The following is a 20,742-nucleotide window of genomic DNA, read 5'->3' as shown; positions in this document are numbered from 1 at the left end:
GGCCTCACCTGTCATTGCACGACACTGGCCTTGCGGAGCCCGTCCACCACGAGTTCGAAATCGGCTGGGTTCTTGTAGGGCAACACTTTGCGACGGTATTCTAGCGAATAGTCGGGATTGAGGCGAAGCACCTCCTGCCATGCCGCGCGGGCCTCGGCGAAACGGCCCAGATGGCCGTAGCAGGCGGCCAGAAGCGCGCGCGAGACATCGGTGACAGCGTTGCGAGCCAGCCGTTGCATCAAGAGGTCAACGGCCTCCTCGTACCTTCCCAGTTGGAACGCGGCCAAAGCCTGGAAGTGCAGAAGCACATCCGGAAAGTACGGATTCAAGGTCTTCCCCCGGGCGAAACTCTCGAGGGCCTCCTCGGGTCTGCCCGAATAGTACAGCGCCTCGCCGAGGATCACGTGCCCCTCGGCGAAGTTCGGATTGAGGGCAATCGCGTGCTCGGCCTCGCCGATGGCCCCATCGTGCCGTCGTGTGTACAGCTTGGCTATAGCCAGCGCCCAGTGCGCCCAGGGATCGCTGTCATCCAGCGCTACCGCGCGCGTTGCGACCTCTTCCGCTTGCGCCATCGATTCCGGCGGCGAGGCACTCCACCTGTTCAGGTAATCGAGTCCGTGCGTGAGGGCGATGAAAGCGTGGGCAGAGGCAAACTTCGGGTCCAGTTCGATGGCGCGTTGCAAGAGGTCGCGGGCTGCGACGTTAGTCTCCTTCGTCAGCCGATGCCACAGCTCCCGGCCCCGCAGGAAACAGTCATACGCCTCCGCGTTGCGCGGGTGCTCGGGCGCCAGCCGCTGACGGTCACCCTCGGTCAGATTGAGCGCCAGCGCAGCGACGATCTGCTGCGTCACGTCGTCCTGCACGGCGAATATGTCGGTCAGCTCGCGATCGAACCGCTCCGCCCAAAGATGGCCGCCCGAGGTTGCATCGATGAGCTGCGCGGTGATGCGCACCCTGTTCCCCGATTTGCGTACGCTGCCCTCAAGTACATGCCGCACGCCGAGCTTCGTGCCCACCTCCTGCACATGGACGTTCTGGCCCTTGAAGGTGAACGACGAATTGCGCGCGATGACGAAGAGCTGCGACAGTTTGGACAGCGCCGTGATGATGTCCTCAGAGATGCCGTCGGCGAAGTAGTCCTGTTCGACGTCACCGCTCATGTTGGCGAACGGCAGGACGGCGATCGACAGCTTCGGCGGCGCTGCCGTCGCCGGCCGGCTCGCGGTTTCCGAGGTTGCGGCAGCCTTGGTCCCGGCGCTGCCGACTTGCAGCGAATAGACCCGGATCGGCTCGGCGATGTTCTTGAGCTGTGTGCTGCCGAGATCGCTGACCGAGAGGTCGAGCCTCGCCTTGACCTGGCGATAGGCATCCTCGGACAGGCAGATGGCGCCGGGTGCCGCGACGCCCTCCAAACGCGAGGCGATGTTGACGCCGTCGCCCATCAGGTCGCCGTCGCTTTCTTCGACCACATCGCCCAGATGGATGCCGATCCTGAACTCGATGCGGCGGTCCTGCGGCACGCCGGCATTGCGCTCCACCATGCCATTCTGAACTTCAACGGCGCAGCGCACGGCATCCACCACGCTGCGGAACTCAACCAGCGCCCCATCCCCGGTGCGCTTGATCACCCGCCCGTTGTGTACGGCGATGATCGGATCGATCAGGTCGCTGCGCAGTGCCCGCAACCTCGCCAAAGTACGATCTTCGTCCGCGCTCGCGAGCCGGCTGTATCCGACCACATCTGCAGCCAGGATTGCGGCCAGCTTACGGTTCTCGCTCATCGGTCCGTCTCCTCGTCCCTACGATAGCAGGAAGGCGGAGGGTACGAGGGAACTTTCGCAAACGACGGCCACGCAGCCACCCGAACGACAGCACCCACACTGATCGCCCGATGCCCATTTGCGCTGCCGCTTGCTGGTCGACGGCTAACGGTTCATCCTTGTGAATACCCTGGTCGTGACGCGCGTAGGGAGATCACACGGTCACGGCCCCTAGTGAGGTCTTGTTCGATGGACTGCTCGGGCTGCGGTTTCGAGGTTGAGAGCGGATACGCTTTCTGTCCAAGGTGTGGCAGGCGCCAGCCCGTGCCATGCGCCAGTTGCGGCTACCCCTGCGCACCTGATTTCGAGTTCTGTCCGAAGTGTGGGGCAAGCGTCGGTGCGCCCGCAAAAGCCGTCGAACAGCCTGCTCCGACACCAAGCCGGACCATCGTGCCGCCTTCTCGAACTCCGTCGCTGCCTGCGAACAGCGAAAGCGAAGATGGGCTGCATCCCGTCTCCGACGCCGATCGCCGGACTGTGACGGTCCTGTTTGCCGACCTTTGCGGCTTCACGACACTCAGCGAGCAGCTCGACCCCGAGGTTATGCAAGCGCTGCAGAACGAACTGTTCAAGGAATTGACGGCGGCCGTGCGAAACTTTGGTGGTTTCGTCGACAAATTCATCGGCGATGCACTGCTCGCTTTGTTCGGTGCGCCGGTCGCGCATGAGGACGATCCGGAACGTGCCCTTCGCGCAGCTCTCGACATGATCGCCCGGACGGTGCGGCTCGGCGAAAGCGCCCCCCACTCCGGCTCGCCTCTGTTACTCCACATCGGCATAAACACTGGTCCGGTCGTCACTGGCGGATTGGGCATCGGCACCGCCAAATCCTATTCGGTGACCGGCGACACCGTGAATACGGCGCAACGCCTGCAATCGCTGGCCGCACCGGGTGAGGTGCTGGTGGGCGAGCTCACTCACAGGCTGACCCGGCATGCCTTCTCTTACGAGTCACTGGGTGATGTCGTGCTTCGCGGCAAGGCTGGCAGTGTGCTCGTCCATCGACTGGATGCACCGCTTGCGGCGCCGCGTGCAGCGCGTGGACTCGAGGCGCTCGGTCTCAGCGCGCCGATGATAGGTCGTGGTGCGGAGCTCCAAAGAATGCTGGCGAGCCTTGACCAGGCGTGCGGCGGCTCGGCCCAACTTGTCCGCCTCGTCGGAGAAGCCGGTATCGGGAAATCGCGGCTGGTGAAGGAGTTCGTCGCCCGCGTCGGCGACGAGGATCGTTTTCGCAACGTCGCCGTGCGGCAGGCCACGTGCTCACCGCTGGGCGAACAATCGTTTGGCACCTTGGGCGCAGTGGTGCGCAGCGCTGCCGGGATGATGCAAAACGACAATGGGGACGAAATGCGGGGGAAGCTCGCAGGCTTGCTTACCGATCTCGGCCTGCAGGGCGAGGAGGCGAAGCGGCTGATGCCTTTGCTCTACCATGTGCTTGGCCTTGGCGACCCCGATGCCACCTTGCAGCATGTCGAGCCCGAGCAGCTGCGGCGGCAAATTCTCTACGCAGTCCGCACAATCATCGAACGGCGGCTTGCGTTGTCGCCGCTGTTGATTGTCGTCGAAGACCTGCACTGGGCCGACGCCGTGTCACTCGAGGCACTACGTTTCGTGATGGACAGGTTGGAACGCACGCGGTTGATGTTGCTGGTCACGCATCGTCCGGCGCCGGACAACGACCAGCTCGACTCAAGTCGGGTCAGTCACACAGCGCTCAGGCTTTCGCCGCTCAACAGTGACGACGGACGCAGCCTGCTGGCGGCGCTTTTCGGCGAGAGTTGGGTAAACTCCGCAGGAAGGCTTCCCGACCAGATCCTCGAGCGCGCGGGCGGCAACCCCCTTTTTGTAGAGGAGATCGTTCGCGGCCTTATCGATCGCGGTGTACTGATGCGCGAGGGCCAGCGATGGCGGACTGTGGCAGGCGAAGTCGCAAACGGCATTCCCGCCACTATCCAGGCAATGTTGCTTGCTCGCGTCGACCGGCTGCCCCCAGAGGTGCGCCGGTTGGCCCAGGAAGCCGCGGTAATCGGCCCGCGCTTCGATGCGACACTTCTGAAAACCGTGACAGCCGACCCCGGCCGGCTAGAAGCCGGCTGCGAACTGCTTTGCGATGCGGAAATCATCGAGGAAGTTGCCGGATCAGGCTCGGTCTCGTCGCAAAGCTACCGCTTTACGCAAACATTGCTGCAGGACGTGATCTACCAGAATCTGCTCCTGCAACGCCGGACCGACATCCATGGGCGGGTCGGTGCTGCCTTGGAGCAACTGTGCGGCGACAAGCCGGAACGGCTCGAGGATTTGACCGTGCTCGGTCATCATTTCGCACAGAGCGCCGAGCGGGAGAGGGGCGCGCAGTACCTGCAGGCGGCGGGCGATCGCGCTCGCATGATATACGCCAACGACGACGCCCTTCGTTTCTACGAGCGAGCACTGACTGCGTTGGACGCAATCGGGCAGACACCGCTCAAACTGGCAATTGCAGAGCGCATTGCCGATTTGAGCGGCCCGGTAGGCCGCCGCGAGATCGCGCACCGCCACTACGAGACGGTGTTGCAGGCATACCGCGAGTCAGCCGATCGCGTCGCTTCGGCGCGGGTTTTGCGTAAGATCGGTCGGCTGCTCTGGGACGTCGGCAAGCGGGACAACGCAGAATCCCGCTATGCTGAAGCGGCAGCGCTCCTCGATGGAGCGGATGCCCCAATCGAGCAGGCGCATCTCTGGCAAGAACGTGGCCGACAGGCGTTCCGTAGCGGAGACCACGCCCTCGCGGCAAAATGGGCAGACGCGGCGCTGGATTGCGTAGGCACTCTGACAGCGGAGCATGTCTCCGAGGTAGGGCGTGATGCCACTCTTGTGACCGCCGAGGCACTGAATACCAAGGCTGTTGCGCTGGCTCGCCTTGGGCGAAACCGTGAAGCCGTGCGTGAGGTCGAGCGTAGCATTGAATTGGCCGAAGCCGCCGGTCTACTGGGCGCCGCCTGCCGCGGCTACACCAATCTCGGCGTGCTTTACACGACCATCGATCCGGCACGGGCGATGGAGGTCTGTCGGCGCGGTCTTGAAGTGGCGCGCCATATTGGTGATTTGGGTTTCCAGGCGCGCCTTCTCGCCAATCTGGCGGTCGCTTGTTGTACTTTCACGGATCGCTGTCCAACGGAGGGCGTGCCTGCTGCCGAGAAGGCCATCGAGATCGACCGGGCGCTCGACCAGCGCGAGCACCTGCCGGTGCCGTTGATCGTGCTTGGGCAGATCCATCAGTGCAACGGCCGTCCGGAACTGGCGGTCGGCTTGTTCCACGAAGCACTGGACGTGGCCCGCGAAACAGGCGAACCCCAACTGCTGTTTCCGTGCTATGATGGTCTTGCAACGCTTAATCTCGACCTCGACAATCTGGCCGAGGCCGAACGCTACTTTTCCCTGGCGCAGGGTATATGCGCCCAGCACGGGCTCGACCCGGAAGCGCTTGTGGTGCTGCCTTTTCTCGACTAGCCGGGGTGGGAGGTTGGCAATGTCCGCGCATAGTGACTTGGTACCGCTTCAACCGGGCGACCGTGCGCCGAACTTGGTACTCGACGCAATTACCCAGGAAGGCAAGATCGCGCTTGACGACTTTCGCGGACAAAAACCGGTGCTGGTCGGCCTGTTTCGAGGTCTGCATTGTGCTTTTTGCCGGCGCCATATCGCCGCCCAGGCGCGGCTTGATCCGGAGCTGCGCGAAAAGGGCGTGGAGAGCCTGACGGTAGTCAACACGCCGATCGAACGGGCGCGTCTCTATTTCCGCTACCACCCGATGCCGAATCTGCTTGCGGCCTCCGACCCTGAACGCGCTTCACATCGTGCTTTCGGACTGCCCAATCTCGAATTCACCCAAGACGAGACGAACTGGCCGTACAAGGTCTCGATGGCAGCGGCAAAGAATATGCGGGTCGACATACCAGGCGAGTTGCCCGGTCCTATGGATCCTATTGCGGCCAGCGAAATCCTCGACAAGAGGGACCATTACGAACTGACCGAAGCCGACGAGCAGATGCTGGCAACGGGACATGGACAACTGGTCGGTCAGTTCCTACTGGACCGGCAGGGCATCGTCCGCTGGAGCTTCACCGAGGTTCCAGAGGGTGGGCGATACATGTTTGGGGCGCCAAACCCGCAGGAGCTGATGTCAGCCGTGTCCCAAGTCGCCCAATAGACTTGCGAACGAGGTAACGGGCGGGACACTGAACAAAAAGCGGAACCAATTTGTTACAAAACTAGACGTTAGCGCCCGCTGCGGAGCGTCTCGTCGAGAGTAACTTGCGCATTGTGAGCGGGAATAGTGACACTAACAAGTTTCACCGTTCATTCGAGCACGGCCTCGACAATGGCCACAAAGTGATCGAGCGAGCGATCCCCGCGAATCTCGATGCGCGGAAGGTCGATGGGATCGCTATCGAGGTCCGCTGGCCCGTGTTTGCGGCCGAAGCCGATTCGATAGCCGCACTCCTTGGCCAGCCGGCCAAGCCGTCGGTCGGTGACTGAGAAGGGTGCCGCGAACGCCTTGGTTGGCCGACCGGTCCACCGTTCGATGAACATACGAGAGCGCAGAAGCTCGGCGGCCAAGTCAGAGCTCGACAGACCATCGATCGCGCAATGCGTCGCCAGATGGCTTCCGAAGAACGCACCTTCGCCCGAGAGGCGTCGGACCGTCCCGGCGTCCATAAGCTGCGTCGGCGGACCGCTGTCGGCGTCCCACCGTGCACTTTCACCGACCAGGTCCGTCACCAGGAACACTTCCGCGGTCAGGTCGTTCGCGCGCAAGGTCGGCCAGGCATGGTCGGCAAAGTTCTGGAAGCCGTCATCGAAGGTGATGAGCACTGGGCGGCCAACGAAAGGGCGACGATTGGCGATGAACCATTCCAGCTGCTCTGAATTAATCGCGTGAAAGCCATTGGCGCGCAGCCATGCCATCTGGCTGCCAAACGCGGCCGGGGTGAGCCGAAAACGGGCGAGCGCGGCCGGACCATCATCGGAGACGCTGTGATACATGAGGACAGGGATACGCTGTCGCCGCTCGCTACGTGCGACGTCGCGGCGTAAGGCCCGCGCCCCGCCCCAGACGATATTTCGCGCGACCCCGATTTCGACGGGCGCGCGGATTGGCACATGATCTATCATCGGTTCCGTCGCCACGTCGTCTGGTGACAGGCGGCGGAAGCGGTCTATGCGATAGAGCTCGGTCTGGATCGATTGCTCGAGGACGAGGCCTTCGGTCCCTGCCAGCGTCTCCGAGATCACTTGTGCACCGAATGTGTTCCAGTCGAAGCCCGTCCTTTCAACATTGTCACCCAGCACGAATGCGTGTGCGCTGATGAAACTGCCGCCAGGCGCCAACGCCTCAACGAATTTTTTGGCGATGCGCCGCAACTCGGCGAGATCATCCAGATAGTAGAGCACTTCCGAACAGACGATCAGATCCATCTCACCGGGCAACGTGTCCGCAGAGAAATCCAGTACGCCGAACTCAACATTCGGCTGATCGCTGCATCGCGCGCGCGCCCGCCCGACGGCTACGGCGGAGATGTCAGTTGCGGTCAAATGGCCCACACGCGGCGCCAGCTGCCGCGTGAAGTGGCCCTCCGCGCAGGCCAGCTCAAGCGCCCGTCCGATGGGACCGGGAGGCAGAATTTCGAGCTGCCGCTCATATTTTTCCTGCTCATAGGGCGCACCGTATTTCCAGGGATCCTCAGTCGCGAAATGGCGATTCCAGAACGACGTGCGATCATTATCGTGCCCACCCGCGGCCCGTGCACGGCGCGGCGCTGCAAGAGGCTCTGCAGGTTCGGCGCTCGACCGAACCAGCCCCCGCGCTTCCGCGGCCAATCTTGCGAGTTTGCCGAAGTGGCTGTCCCGATCAGACCGGCGTCCCGCTATGGACAACAATGCCTCGGCTGCAAACATGTTTGACTTGTCGGCACCGGCGGCCTTTCGCGGTGCAAGCCGCTCAGGGGGTACGAAATCCAGGGTCAATTCAATCCAATGACGCCTTGTGACTTTCCCGAGTACGCCGAACTGCACGCGAGCTTCGATCTGGCCATCCATCATCAGATAGGCATAAATTTGATCGATTCCTTCCGGAACTTCGATCGCGGTCGGATTTCGAGCGTCGGCGCGAATTCCAAGGGTCCGAGCCAGCCTGCGCGGCGCGGCAAGATCGTCGACGTCGAGAAGCATTTGCTCAAGGTGATACTGGACGCGGCGACCCGCGGCGGGATTGTCCCAGATCTTGCCGAGTTCGATGATCAACTCGGTGAGGGAGCCGCCGAACCTGTCCCACCTGGCAGCCAGTTGCGCCGGCACCGATAGGCTTCCTACCATAAGGCCATCGAAGGCCACCTTGGCGATCTCACGCGCCCACTTACGTCCTGCCGGGAGCGCGCGCAGGGACTGCGGGTTGATCGAGCGCGAGCCGCGGCCGCAATCCGACGCGGCGTTCCACAACGCAAACCACGCGAATGCTTCGGAAGCGGTGCGGCCGTTCGCCTCGGTCGCTCCATTGGCGTGTGCCGATGCTGGGTGTTTGACCCTGGGATCAGGAGAAAAGCCGCGGGCGATCACGATTTCCGCATCAACCAGCATCTGCGCCGAATTGCGGGAGAGCGCGTTCGGGCTGGCCCGATAGAAAGCGAGCGGCTCGTCGACCATCACCCAACGTTTGCCTAGACGTGCGAGGCGCTGCCACAGATCCCAGGCCTCGCAGGTGCGCAGCGACACATCGAAACCGCCCAACTCGACAATTGTCTCTCGGTCGACTAGCAGCGCGTGAGTGCGAACAGCACACTGGCGGGCGAATGTTTCGAAGGGCTGGATCGCAACCTCCGTTGAGATGCTCGACGGGGTGAGTGCACCATCGGGCATCACGCGCCGAGAACCGCAATAGGCGGCCACTGCATCGGGAGCGGTTTTCAGTGCGGCCAGCATTTTCGTAATGAAGCTGGCATCCACCCAATCGTCCGCATCCAGAAACATGAGCCAGTGGCCGCGGGCTGTCGAAATCCCGCTATTGCGCGCGCCGGCAGCGCCATACGCGCAAGATCTCAACATTCGAAATCGGGCATCGTGCTCCACATAACTGGCGATGATCGCGGGGGTGCGGTCCGTGGAGGCGTCGTCGACGATGATCGCCTCCCAATCCACTATTTCCTGATCGAGAAGGCAATCGAGTGCGCGCGCCAGCGTCGCCTCTGCGTTGTGCGCAGGAACCACGATTGAAACCAAGGGATTGTGCGCCACGCCGTCTTACCCGCGCATGGTTCGAAGGTAGAACAAGCCGGCGATTTCCTGCCAAAGGAGACGGTCCTGCCGGCGGATGCTGGCAAGCGTTGCGCCGATGGTTTGCTCGGCATCGAACATCGGTACCACACCGCCTACGGTAGCATCGTCCTGGACCATCGAGCTTTCGCTTTCTTCGGCAAGAGTTGGCGAATGTCAAAGATGGATGACGGCATCGGATGGCAGCGCCGCTCTGTCAAGATCGGGGTGAATTAGAGGCAGGCAAAAAGACTTGAAGACAGGCTGAATGGCGCAAGCGCTCATGCCCTCGTAGTATGGGCCTGGGATCCTGGTGCCGGGCGTTCTACGCCCAGCATCACGGATGCCCAGTTCATAGAACGGCCGGAGGCCTGGACCGAAGTCGGAATGCCCTGCCCCCGGCGGCTAAATACCGCCAAGTACCGGCGCAACGCTCTGGTTTGGAACGATGACGTCTTGCACCGCAACATCGGTTTCTTCAAGGTGGGGCAACGACGGACATAGATGTCGTTGCTTGCCGATTTGACCTGAAAGTTAACAGCACGATGCCACTCATGATTCGACGATTGGGAGCCAGGAACCTGGCGCGCCCGGCACGACGTCTCGGAGATCTGACGGCGATGTTTGTCCTGATTGCCAGGTCGTTCGTCTTTGGGATCGCTCTCCTGTTGGCCGGTCAGGCACAGGCGCAGGCGCCGGCGACCGTCCCGCCTGAAAGGGTGAAACAGTTGTTCGAGCTTCTCGACGATCCGTCCGTGAAGGCCTGGGTGGCCGAACAACGAAATCAGGACGCCGGATCAACGGGTGCGCCTGCCGAGGCAGGAGCTTCGCCGACCGACGCATCGTCCGGCGCCGTGGCCGCGCCAGGCCAGATGAACACGATGGCATCCTCCACGCTCGATCGGATCAGGCATCATATCGAAAGAATCGTGCGAACTTTGCCCCTGCTGCCTGGCCAGTTTGCGCGCGTTCGGGCAGAGACCATGGACGATATGTCCAGCAAGGGGGCTGCCGGCGTATTTATCCTGATTGCGATGTTCATCGCTGCCGGCCTGGCGCTCACTTGGGCAACGTACAGGCTCACCCGTTCATTTCGCCTTTGGATTATCGCGCAATCGAAGGATACGCCAATCGGGCGAGCCAAGAAGATTGGTGGTCGTGCGCTTTATTCCAGCATGCTGATCGTCTCATTCGCACTGGGCAGCGCCGGCGCGTTCATGTTGTTCGACTGGCCAATGCTTATCCGCGAGATTGTACTGACATTTCTGATGGCGGCAGTCGTCACACGGGGTGTGCGCATGTACGTCATGGCCATGCTCGTCCCTTCTTTCATGAAGGTCGAGAACGCCGTCGAGGTTCGTGCTTTGCCGATCACCAACGAAACGGCTGACCATTGGTCTTATTGGCTACCCTGGATCGTCGGCGTCTTCGCCTTCTTCGCAGCCGCTTTTATCCTCTTGCCCGGTCTCGGCATCGATCAGGACGGAATGATGGTCCTGTCACTGGGCGCCGATTTCGTGCTGCTGTTGCTCTTGCTGCTTGCCATTTGGCGTCGGCCAGGAACGCAGCGAGACGGTGCGCGCCAAAGCGGTCACACGGAAGCGACATGGCTATTGACGGCTTATTTCGTGGTCCTGTTCCTGCAGCGCATCGCCGGCCTCTATACCTACTTCTGGTTTACCTTCGCCGCATTCTTCCTGCCTTTGGCAATCGTGCTGACGCGGCGCGGGGTTAATTTCGTCCTGCGGCCTGGTTCGGAAGATGTCGGTCGGCCTACGATCCCGGCAGTGACGATCGCTGTCGTCGATCGCGGAATCCGGATGATTTTGATCCTGGCGGCGGCTTACTTTCTCGCGCGTGTCTGGGGTCTGAACATGCAATCCATGCGGGACAGCGATACGACGACGGCGTTCATATTGCGCGGCTTGATCAATGTCGTGGTCATTGCCCTCGCAGCCGATTTCGGCTGGTCGATCATCAAGGCTTTGATCGAACGAAAGCTGGGCATCGAAATGCCGCACCCTGTGACCAGCGACGAGGACGTCCCGATCCTCGATTCGCAGCAGGCGCGGCTGCACACGCTCTTGCCGATCCTCCAGAACATGCTGCTCGCATTGATCGTCGTGATGGCGGTGCTGATGATGCTCGCCTCTATGGGTATCCAAATCGGCCCACTGATCGCCGGCGCTGGCGTCGTCGGCGTCGCGGTGGGCTTTGGCGCACAAACCGTCGTCAAGGATGTCATTTCAGGCGTGTTTTTTCTGCTCGATGATGCGTTTCGTGTCGGCGAATATATTTCCTCGGGCAATTACAAGGGTACCGTGGAAAGCTTTTCGCTGCGCTCTGTGAAGTTGCGCCACCATCGTGGCCCGCTGTTCACAATACCTTTCGGTGAACTCGGGGCCGTCCAGAACCAGAGCCGTGACTGGGTTATCGACAAATTCAACATCACCGTTGGCTATGACACCGATATCGACTTCGCGCGCAAGCTGATCAAGCGGATCGGCCTCGAACTGGCGGAAGATCCCGAGTTCAAAAACTGGGTGCTCGACCCGATCAAGATGCAGGGCGTACAGGAGTTCGGTGAGTACGGCATCGTATTGAGGGTCAAGGCGACAACCAGACCGGGAGGCGCCTTCGGCATGAAACGCAAATTCTATGTACGCCTGCGCCAAGTCTTCAAGGAGCAGGGCATCGAACTCCCATTCCCGACCGTCCACGTTCAGGGGCTACAGAACCCACATGGGGCAGAGAATGCGCCATTGGAGGAGATCACACCCGAGTTGAAAATGGCCGTCGCGCAGTCGCACACCAATCGGCGCAGAAAAAAAGCGAGCACAACGGAGTAGACACCTGCCGGGTACAGCGCGGCTTTCAGGCTCGCAGTGATTTCCGAGCGCCACCGGGGGCGGGATGACACGACGTGCTCTGGACGCGGCACGTCCCCGAGCATCATTGGCGTGGGTCCAGCAGGATCATCTCCGCCGCCTTCTCGGCGATCATGATGACCGGCGAGTTGGTGTTGCCCGAGACGATAGTTGGCATGACCGAAGCATCGACCACACGCAAGCCGTCAAGGCCATGCACGCGCAGGCGATCGTCGACAACGGCCATGGTGTCGGAGCCCATCTTGCAGGTGCCGACGGGATGGAAGATCGTCGTGCCGATGTCGCCGGCCTTGCGGATAAGGTCTTCGTCGCTGTCATATTGCGTGCCGGGCAGCATCTCTTCCGGCGCAAAATGCGCCACCGCCCGAGCCTTCATCAAGCTGCGGACATGGCGCAGTGAAGCGACGGCGACGCTGCGATCCCCCTCGGTGGAGAGATAGTTCGGCCGGATCTTCGTTGCCTCACGCGGATCCGACGATCCCACATGCACCGTACCGCGGCTTTCCGGACGCAGATTGCAGACCGACACGGTGACCGCCGGAAAGCGATGCAGCGGCTCTCCCAGCCGGTCGGTACTCAACGGCTGCACATGGTACTCAAGATCCGGTGTTGCCAGACGCGGGTCGCTCCTGGCAAAGATGCCGAGTTGGCTCGGCGCCATCGACAACGGCCCGCTGCGCCTGAGTGCGTATTCAAGCCCCATCGATGCGCGGCTGAGCAGATTGTGGTAGCGCTGGTTGAGCGTGGCGGCGTTTGAGACCTTGAAGACTGTGCGGATCTGCAGATGGTCCTGCAGGTTTTCGCCAACGCCCGGCAAGGCATGGCGGATATCCACGCCAATGCCCGAGAGCAGGTCCGGCCGGCCAACCCCGGAGAGTTCGAGGATCTTCGGCGAGTTTATGGCCCCGGCTGCAAGGATCGTTTGTCCGGCGCGGACACGATGCAGGTGGCCGTCGTGGCGGAACAAAAGCCCGGTGACGCTCCGGCCTTCGAACTCAAGGCGTTCCGTCTCCGCGCCGAGTACGATGCGCAGGTTCTTGCGCGGCGCAATGCCGCGCAAGAACGCTTTCGATGTGTTCCAGCGCACGCCCTTCCTCTGGTTGACCTCGAAATAGCCCGAGCCTTCATTGGTACCGGTGTTGAAATCGTCGGTGCGGGGAATGCCGAGTTCCTCGGCCGCGTCCCGGAATGCATCAAGGATCGGCCATGACAGGCGTTGCCGTTCGACCCGCCATTCCCCGCCGCTGCCGTGCATGGCGCCCTTGCCGCCGTGATAGTCTTCCGATTTCAGGAAGTAGGGCAGAACGTCGTCCCACGCCCAGCCGACATTGCCTGCTTGGCGCCAGCCATCGTAGTCGGCGGCCTGGCCGCGCATGTAGATCATGCCGTTGATCGACGAACAGCCGCCAAGCACCTTGCCGCGCGGATAGTTGAGGCTGCGGCCGTTGAGACCGGCATCCGGCTCGGTCTTCATCATCCAGTCGGTGCGTGGGTTGCCCATGCAGAAGAGGTAGCCGATCGGGATATCGACCCAGTGATAGCGGTCGCTGCCGCCGGCCTCGAGCAGCAGCACCTTGTTGCGCGGGTCGGTCGAAAGCCGGTTGGCGAGCACGCAGCCGGCCGAGCCGGCACCGACGATGACATAGTCGTAGTCGCCGAACGAAGACGGTGAAGCTTCGGTCACGTGCGTGCCTGCTGCTGTCCGGCGATGCGCTCCCACATCGGGGTCATCGCCTGGTTGATCTCGCCATACAGGCAATACCGCCGCCCGTATGCGCCGGCAACCGCCGCGTTCGGCACAAAGTGCCGTGCAGCCGCCGTCATGGCCGCGGCGCCGGCGCTGTAGTCAGCGAAGATGCCGATCCCGGTGCCCGCCGCGATCGCCGCTCCCAGGGCTCCGGTCTCGCGGCTGCGCGCGACGGTGACCGGCATGCCGAGCACATCGGCGAAGATCTGCGGCCAGACGCTGCTGCGCGAACCGCCGCCCGAAAGCACCACATGGTCGAAATCGGCGCCCGCTTTGTGCAATGTCTCGACATGGCGCCTGTGCTCGAAGGCGACGCCCTCGAACAGCGCACGCAACAGATGCGCCCGGCCATGCCAGCCGGCGATGCCGTAGAAGCCGGCGCGCGCGTGGCCATTCTGCTGCGAGCCGTAGAGGAAAGGATGGTAGATCGGGACGTCGCCTTCGGGATCGACGGACTCGACGAGCTCACTGCACAATTCGAACGGCGACTTGTCGGCGTCGCCGCCGTGCTCGAGGAATTCGCGCACGATCCACTCGAGATTGGCGGTCGAGGTCGCGCTGGATTCGATGGCCAGATATCGCTTGCGATCGAAAGTCGACAGCATGAAGATCGAAGGGTCTCGGATCGGCTCGTCGGTGATGACTTGGTTGATGCTCCAGGTTCCGGCAATGACTGAGGCAGCACCCGTTTTGGTAACGCCAGAGCCGACCGCGCTGGCGACGACATCGAACAGCCCGGCCACCACGGGCGTGCCGGCGCTCAATCCTGTCAGGGCCGCCACCTTGTCGCTGACATGCCCGGCGATATCGGCCGATTCCAACACCGGTGGCAGCAGGTCCATGCAGTCGTCGAGCCCGTAGGCGGCAAGCAGGTCCGGCTCGTAGCGCCGGTCACGCATCTGCAGCAGCCCGCAGCCCGACATGTCCGAGGTGTCGCTGCTGCGCGCATCCGTCAGGCGGTTGACGATGAAATCCTTGCACAGGAAAACCGTGCCGATCCGGGCGAACAGCGCCGGCGAAAAGCGCTTGAGCCAGGCAAGCAGCGTCGGTGTCTGCGCCGCCCATGGCCGTTGCAGGCAGTGAGTGTAGGTGCGGTCGCCGACATTCCGCTCGGCCCATTCGGCAACGATGCCGACCGCGCGCGTGTCGAGCGACTGGATGCCGATCAGCGGTGCGCCTTGGCGATCGAGCGCATAGAGCCCGTTGCCATGGCCAGCACAGCCGATGGCGACGATCTCGCCGGCGTCGATGCTCGCCTGGGCGATGCACTGGCCGATGACCGAAACCGCATTGAGCCACAGTTCGTCGAGGTCGCGCTCGACATGTCCGGGCTTTGGCATGCATGAATGGCCGTCGCGGACAGCAAGCGCCAGCTCGCGTCCCGACAGGTCGAAGAGAATGGCCTTGATGACGGTGTTGCCGGCATCGAGGCCGAGAATGTACTTACCCATTGGCTCCTCCCGATGCTGCGACCTATGCCTGCTTGTACAGGTCCCAGGCGACGGCACCATCGGCATCGTCGTGAATGATCGCCATCAGCCCGCGCACGACAGCGCTCGGATTGGCATGCTGATAGATGTTGCGGCCATAGACCATGCCGAGCGCGCCTTGCGCCATCAAGGCAGCTGACTTGTCGAACACCGCGCGCAGATCCTCCTTGCCGCCGCCACGCACCAGCACCGGGCAGCGCGCGGCCTCGACGACGCGGTGGAAGTCGTTGGGATCGGTTGTCGGATCAGCCTTGATGATATCGGCGCCCATCTCACGTGCCAGCCGGGTCAAGGTGACGATCTTTTCGGCGTCGCCGTCGACCATGTAGCCTCCATGTTCAGCGACCGGCAGCATGGCCAGCGGCTCGATCATCAGCGGCAGGCCATATTTCTCGCAATCGGCGCGGACCCGGGCGATGTTCTGCACGCATTGACGGAACAGGTCCGGTTCGTCAGGCAGCATGAACAGATTGACCACGACGCAGGCCGCGTCCATTTCTATGGCGCCGAGCAAGGGCTCGGCTTCGTTCTGCAGCACCGCCCACATCGCCCGGTGACGTGTCCTGTTGTAGGGGTTACCCATGTCGATGCGCATGACCAGTGCCGGCTTGTCCTTGCCAGGCACGGATTGCAGCAGGTCGGCCTGGCCGTAGTTCATCTGGATGGCGTCGGGGCCGGCCTTGACCAGTTGGGCGACGACGCCAGCCATGTCTTCGAGCCCGGCAAGAAAGCTCGGTTCGTTGCAGACGCCGTGATCGATGGCGACGTCGAGGCAGCGGCCACCGCCGAACAGCCGGTTCATGCGGACTTTCTTGTTCACGCGCATAGGGCGCTCCTTTTGTCGTTCGAATGGGAGAGGGTTGAAAGGTCGATGCCGTGCTTGTGGGCGAGCAAGGCGAGGAAGGCCGAACGCTCGATGGCGGCTTGTGCTGCGTCCCAGCCCTTGCTGGCGGCGAGGATGTCGAGCACAGCGTTGATGAGATCGAGGTTGAGGCCGCCCGAGATGGCAATGGTGGTGCGGCGCAGGAATAAATCGGCCAGGCACTCGACCTGTTCGCGCTCGACAATCAGGTGGATTTCGTCAGCGGAGTAATCCGACTGCGCCAGCATCGGGTCAGAGGCGAGGTTCGTTGCGAAATCTTCGGCCGATGTGCCGTACCGCTCGAGCAAAGCATGCGCGCGTTCGATGGTAAGACCATGCTTCGCCGCCAGCTCGGCGCACCATTTTTCCGGATCGGCGGGGAAGTCGCGACCGCCGCCAATGGCAAGGTTTTCCGTGCCTAAGCTGCGCGTGAGGTCAAGGCGTTCCAGCGCCATGTCGGCCGCCATTTCGCCGAAGGAGCGGAAAGTCGTCCACTTGCCGCCGATCATGCACAGCGTCGCTGGCAGATGGCCGCCCGCTTCGACGAATTCGCAGAAATGATCACGTGGGATGCGCCCGGTGAAGCTGTCGTCGCTGGCGGGCAGGGGGCGTACACCGGCAAAGCGGAAGACGATCTCGTTGTCGGCAATGGCGATCGAGGGGAAGACGAAGGCGAGCGACTGGAGGATGTAACTCCGCTCGTCGTCCTCGCAGCGCACCTGGTCGGGATCGTCGATGCGGATGTCGGTCGAGCCGATCAGCACCTTGCCGAGATAAGGAAACAGGATGCAGATGCGTCCATCCTCGTTTTCGTAATAGACCATGTGTCCGCCAATCGCGTCGTAAAGCTCGGCGTTGTCAACGATTAGGTGCGAACCCTTGGTGCCGCCCATCATGCGTGGCGCGACCGCACCGATGGCCTTGTTGGTCAGGTCGATCCAGCCGCCGGTGGCGTTGATGATCAGCCTGGGGCGGATCGGCAACGTCTCGCCTGTCGAGATGTCGGTGAGGATGAGGCCTGCCTCTGTCGAATTGACTGCTGCATAGTTCAGCGCACATGCAGACGATCCTGCTGATATGGCGTCGAACAGCATCTCCAGGCCAAGGCGCTCGGGTCGGCTGACCCATGCGTCATAGTAGGTGGCGGAGTTGCGGATCGATGGATTGATCGCCGGCCATGCCTTCAGGGTCTCGGCTCGTCCCCTGAACCGGTGCGTTGGCATCAGGCGCCTGGCCTTGGCGAACAGGTCGTACATGGTGAGCCCGGCCTTGATCACCAGCGCGCCTCGCCGGCTTGGCCGCCGTGTCAGCCCAAGGAAGCGGACGGCACCATTGGCGATGCCCGAGAAGGTGTCGAATATCGGCACCGTCGTTGGTAGCGGCGCGACATAATGCGGTGCATTCTTCAGCAGCCGGTCGCGCTCGATGAGCGACTCGCGCACCAGTTTGAACTCGCCGTTTTCGAGGTAGCGCAGGCCGCCATGCACCATGCGCGACAATGCGGCACTCGCACCGCTGCAATAATCGCCCTTTTCCGCCAGCACGACATCGACGCCCTGCAAGGCCAGTTCGCGAAAGACGCTGATGCCGTTGATGCCGCCACCGATGACGAGCACGGCAATGTCCGGCCGGTCGCGCAGACCGGCGATTGTATGGCTACGGTTCATCGGGGCTGTTGCCTTTTTGCTCAGGCATCCATTGCGGTGAGATGCGCGGCAGCCGCGGCATCGATTGCCGCACGCTCACTCGCCTCGAGCGTGATCGCGCCGGCTCGCGCATTGTCGAGCGCCTGTTCAGGGGTGCGCGCGCCACACAGGGCAAAAGTGATGCCGGGCTGCGCAAGCGTCCAGGCGATGACGATCTGCGCCATTGATGCCTGGTGGCGTTCGGCAATCGGGGCGATGGCCTGCTTGAGCCGCGCCACCTTCTGCCGGTTGGCCATCGAGAAGCGCGGATTGTCCTTGCGCTGGTCGTCGCCACCGAATGTGCGTTCAGGGTCGATCATGCCGGTGAGCAGGCCCAGAGCCAGCGACGAGTAGCTAAGGGTGGCGATATCATGCCGGCGGGTGACCGGCAGCAGGCTGCCTTCGATCTCGCGATCGATCATCGAATAGCGTTCCTGGGTCGCATCGAGCTGGCCGGCGTCGATATAGTGGCCGAGGTCGTCGGCACTGACATTGCTGGCGCCAATAGCCCGGATCTTGCCTGCTGCCTTGAGCTTCTCCAGTACCGCCACCGTCTCGGCGATGGGGGTGGTCGGATCCTGCCAATGGGTGATGTAGAGATCGATATGATCGGTGCCGAGACGGCGCAGGCTCTGCTCGACCTCATAGGCGATGCCGTCGGCGCCGAGATAACGATGCACCGGCTTGCCGTCCTGGTCGAAGAAATAGCCACCCTTGCCGGAATGCCAGTTCAGTCCGCATTTGGTTGCGATCACGACTTTGTCGCGTTTGCCCTTGATGGCGGCGCCGACGATCGCCTCGCTGCGGCCAAGGCCGTAGGCCGGCGCGGTGTCGATCAGGCTGAGGCCGGCGTCGATCGAGGCTTCGATCGCCCGCACCGACTCGTGCTCGTCGGTGCCGCCCCACATCCATCCGCCAATCGCCCAGGTGCCCAGGCCCACGGCCGACGCCGATATGCCGGACTTGCCGATCTGTCGAGAATTCATGCTGCCTCCTGTTGGGCCAACTCGAGTATCTGGAGCCCGGTGGCCTCGTCCGTGACGATGGTGTCGAGATGGTTTCCGCGCATGGCGCTCAGGATCGGCGCAACCTTGCTGGCCCCGCTTGCTATGCCGATCGAGCGCGGGATCGTCGCGAACTCGTCAAGCGTCAACGAAACCAGCGAACGGTTGAGCGAGTAGTTGCAGAGCTTGCCCTGGCGATCGATGAGATGAGCCAGCAATTCACCTGTCGCTCCGGACTTTTCGATCGCCTGGCGGTCGGCATTCGAGGACGGATGGAGATCGTAGTAGCTCGAATCGTCGGTCAGGATGGAGCCGACACCCACCACCGCGACATCGGCCTCGCGCGCCTTGCGAAACACGTCGGCGACGGAGCTGATGCCCATCAGCATCTCGCGCTGCTGGGCGGTATCGGCAAACAGCGGCGCATGGATCTGATAGGCGCGGCCGCCGAGCTTGTCGGCCATCAGCGACGCGACATGATTGACGTCGGTGTAGTGCTTGCCTTGCACCAGGCCGGTCGCGGGGATGATTTCGACATCGTAGCGGCGACCCGGTTTGAGACCGGCGACCAGTGCGCTGACGCCCTTGCCCCCAGTGATCGAGATGGTGTCGCCATCCTTGATGGTGTCGAGCAACAACCGCGCCGCCGCCTCGCCGACCCGCTGCAGGGCAGTGTGAGGATTGTCGGAGACCGACGGCACGACGACCGCCCGCTCGATACCGCCGAGCGCCACGAGCCGCGCCTCCAGGTCGACCAGATGGTCGATCGGCGATTTGATCTTGATCTCGACGAGACCGAGCTGGTGGCCGCGCTTGATCAGCCGGTTGACGGTGGCATGCGAGATGCCGAGCTCCCTGGCAATCTCGGCCTGGGTCTTGCCTTCGACATAATGCAGGACAAGCGCCTGGTGCATCTGGCGGACAGCGGCAATGTCGTCGCGGGTGTTGGGAGGGGCCATGGTCTTGCTCGGTGCCTTGGAGTTCAGGACTTCTTGCGGTGGAGGAAATGATCGATCGATACGGCTGCGAGCAGGATGCATCCCTTGATCATGTCCTGCCAATAGACGGAGATATCGAGCAGGATGAGCGAGCTCGTCACCACCGAGAGCAGTGCCATGCCGAGGATCGCCCCGAAGATGGTGCCCGAGCCGCCATTGAGCGAGGCGCCGCCGATGACGGCCGCGGCGATGATGTTGAGTTCCATGCCGGCGCCGAAGGTCGGCGTCGCCGCGCCAAAGCGCGCCATGTAGATGACGCCAGCCAGCCCGGCGAGGGTTGAGCACAGCACCGTGACCCAGAATTTTACCTGCTTGGTCCGGATGCCGGAAAACTGCGCGGCCTTCTCGTTGGAGCCGGTGTAGAACACCTTGCGAAAAGCCGTGGCGCGGCGCAGCAGGAAGTCGAAGATCGCCACCACGACGACGAAGATCAGGATCACATAGGGGATGTTGTTGAAACTGCCCTGGCCGATGGCCTTGAAGGCCGGCGGCAGGGTGAACAGCGACAGCGGCGTGCCTTTGGTGACCACCAGGCACATGCCGCGCACGATGACCATGGCCGCAAGCGACGTGATGAAGTGATTGAGCCCTATCACCGTGACGAAGAAGCCCATCGCCGCGCCGATCAGCGCGCTGACGCCGATGCCGATCAGGCTTGCCGTCCACGGGTCGAACCCGGCGAGGAACAGCGCACCGGAGACCACCATGGAGAAACACACGACCGAGCCGACCGAAAGGTCGATGCCGCCGACGATGAGGAGGATGGTCATGCCGACGACGACGATACCCTCGATGGAAAAGCTCATCAGCATGGCGCGGAAATTGCCCCATGTCAGGAAGTGCGGCGAGGCAAAGCTCATGGCAATGCACAGCGCCAGGATGATGACGATCAGCCCGGCCTCGCGCATCGACGCGAGCTGAGCAAAATTGATACGCCGCACGTCGCCGGCGGCCCCGATCT

At 62.5% G+C, this 20,742-nt stretch carries 13 protein-coding genes; 3 read left to right on the top strand and 10 right to left on the bottom strand.

What is annotated here, in order from left to right:
* Positions 1 to 11: 11 nt before the first annotated feature.
* Positions 12 to 1,781, bottom strand: coding sequence for an adenylate/guanylate cyclase domain-containing protein (locus ACFSOZ_RS01940; RefSeq protein WP_379092925.1), 1,770 nt, complete (start codon positions 1,779 to 1,781; stop codon positions 12 to 14).
* Positions 1,782 to 2,009: 228 nt separating this feature from the next.
* Between ACFSOZ_RS01940 and ACFSOZ_RS01935 the strand changes: the two genes are divergently transcribed.
* On the top strand, positions 2,010 to 5,309 hold the full coding sequence (locus ACFSOZ_RS01935; protein ID WP_379092922.1) for an ATP-binding protein: 3,300 nt from the start codon (positions 2,010 to 2,012) through the stop codon (positions 5,307 to 5,309).
* Between the two features lie 19 nt (positions 5,310 to 5,328).
* On the top strand, positions 5,329 to 6,009 hold the full coding sequence (locus ACFSOZ_RS01930) for a peroxiredoxin-like family protein (RefSeq protein ID WP_379093831.1): 681 nt from the start codon (positions 5,329 to 5,331) through the stop codon (positions 6,007 to 6,009).
* A gap of 149 nt (positions 6,010 to 6,158) precedes the next feature.
* Here the strand turns inward: ACFSOZ_RS01930 and ACFSOZ_RS01925 are convergent, their stop codons facing one another.
* Both ACFSOZ_RS01925 and ACFSOZ_RS01920 read right to left on the bottom strand, forming a co-directional pair.
* On the bottom strand, positions 6,159 to 9,089 hold the full coding sequence (locus ACFSOZ_RS01925) for a glycosyltransferase (protein WP_379092919.1): 2,931 nt from the start codon (positions 9,087 to 9,089) through the stop codon (positions 6,159 to 6,161).
* A 6-nt stretch (positions 9,090 to 9,095) separates the two neighbouring features.
* Positions 9,096 to 9,248 (bottom strand): hypothetical protein, encoded by a 153-nt coding sequence (locus ACFSOZ_RS01920; RefSeq protein WP_379092916.1) that lies wholly within the window; start codon positions 9,246 to 9,248, stop codon positions 9,096 to 9,098.
* Between the two features lie 479 nt (positions 9,249 to 9,727).
* Here ACFSOZ_RS01920 and ACFSOZ_RS01915 point away from each other — a divergent pair, with 479 nt between their 5' ends.
* Positions 9,728 to 11,956: a mechanosensitive ion channel family protein gene (locus tag ACFSOZ_RS01915; protein ID WP_379092913.1), complete on the top strand. Its 2,229-nt coding sequence runs from the start codon at positions 9,728 to 9,730 to the stop codon at positions 11,954 to 11,956.
* A gap of 103 nt (positions 11,957 to 12,059) precedes the next feature.
* Here ACFSOZ_RS01915 and ACFSOZ_RS01910 read toward each other — a convergent pair whose 3' ends face one another.
* The 7 genes from ACFSOZ_RS01910 to ACFSOZ_RS01880 are packed head-to-tail and all read right to left on the bottom strand — an operon-like array spanning position 12,060 to position 20,689.
* Positions 12,060 to 13,679 carry a GMC family oxidoreductase gene (locus ACFSOZ_RS01910; RefSeq protein WP_379092910.1) on the bottom strand — a complete coding sequence of 540 codons (1,620 nt, stop codon included), beginning with the start codon at positions 13,677 to 13,679 and terminating at the stop codon, positions 12,060 to 12,062.
* Positions 13,676 to 15,193 (bottom strand): FGGY-family carbohydrate kinase, encoded by a 1,518-nt coding sequence (locus ACFSOZ_RS01905; protein ID WP_379092907.1) that lies wholly within the window; start codon positions 15,191 to 15,193, stop codon positions 13,676 to 13,678. The genes ACFSOZ_RS01910 and ACFSOZ_RS01905 overlap by 4 nt, the downstream gene beginning before the upstream one ends.
* 22 nt (positions 15,194 to 15,215) lie before the next feature.
* Positions 15,216 to 16,058, bottom strand: a complete 843-nt coding sequence (locus ACFSOZ_RS01900) for a class I fructose-bisphosphate aldolase (RefSeq protein WP_465264448.1) — start codon at positions 16,056 to 16,058, stop codon at positions 15,216 to 15,218.
* On the bottom strand, positions 16,049 to 17,761 hold the full coding sequence (locus tag ACFSOZ_RS01895; protein ID WP_379092904.1) for a glycerol-3-phosphate dehydrogenase/oxidase: 1,713 nt from the start codon (positions 17,759 to 17,761) through the stop codon (positions 16,049 to 16,051). Before ACFSOZ_RS01895 ends, ACFSOZ_RS01900 begins: the two co-directional genes overlap by 10 nt.
* Positions 17,762 to 17,781: 20 nt before the next feature.
* Entirely contained in the window at positions 17,782 to 18,765 is a 984-nt protein-coding gene (locus tag ACFSOZ_RS01890) for an aldo/keto reductase (protein ID WP_379092901.1), read from the bottom strand.
* The gene (locus ACFSOZ_RS01885; RefSeq protein WP_379092898.1) at positions 18,762 to 19,742 is read right to left on the bottom strand and encodes a sugar-binding transcriptional regulator; all 981 of its coding nucleotides are present in this window, start codon (positions 19,740 to 19,742) and stop codon (positions 18,762 to 18,764) included. The genes ACFSOZ_RS01890 and ACFSOZ_RS01885 overlap by 4 nt, the downstream gene beginning before the upstream one ends.
* 23 nt (positions 19,743 to 19,765) lie before the next feature.
* Positions 19,766 to 20,689 (bottom strand): ABC transporter permease, encoded by a 924-nt coding sequence (locus ACFSOZ_RS01880; RefSeq protein ID WP_379093825.1) that lies wholly within the window; start codon positions 20,687 to 20,689, stop codon positions 19,766 to 19,768.
* Between the last annotated feature and the right edge of the window lie 53 nt (positions 20,690 to 20,742).

This window comes from Mesorhizobium newzealandense (genome assembly GCF_042682145.1).
In the GTDB taxonomy this organism is placed as follows: domain Bacteria; phylum Pseudomonadota; class Alphaproteobacteria; order Rhizobiales; family Rhizobiaceae; genus Mesorhizobium; species Mesorhizobium newzealandense.
Note: the sequence above shows the minus strand (reverse complement) of the source record. Positions and strands in the feature narration are given on the sequence as shown.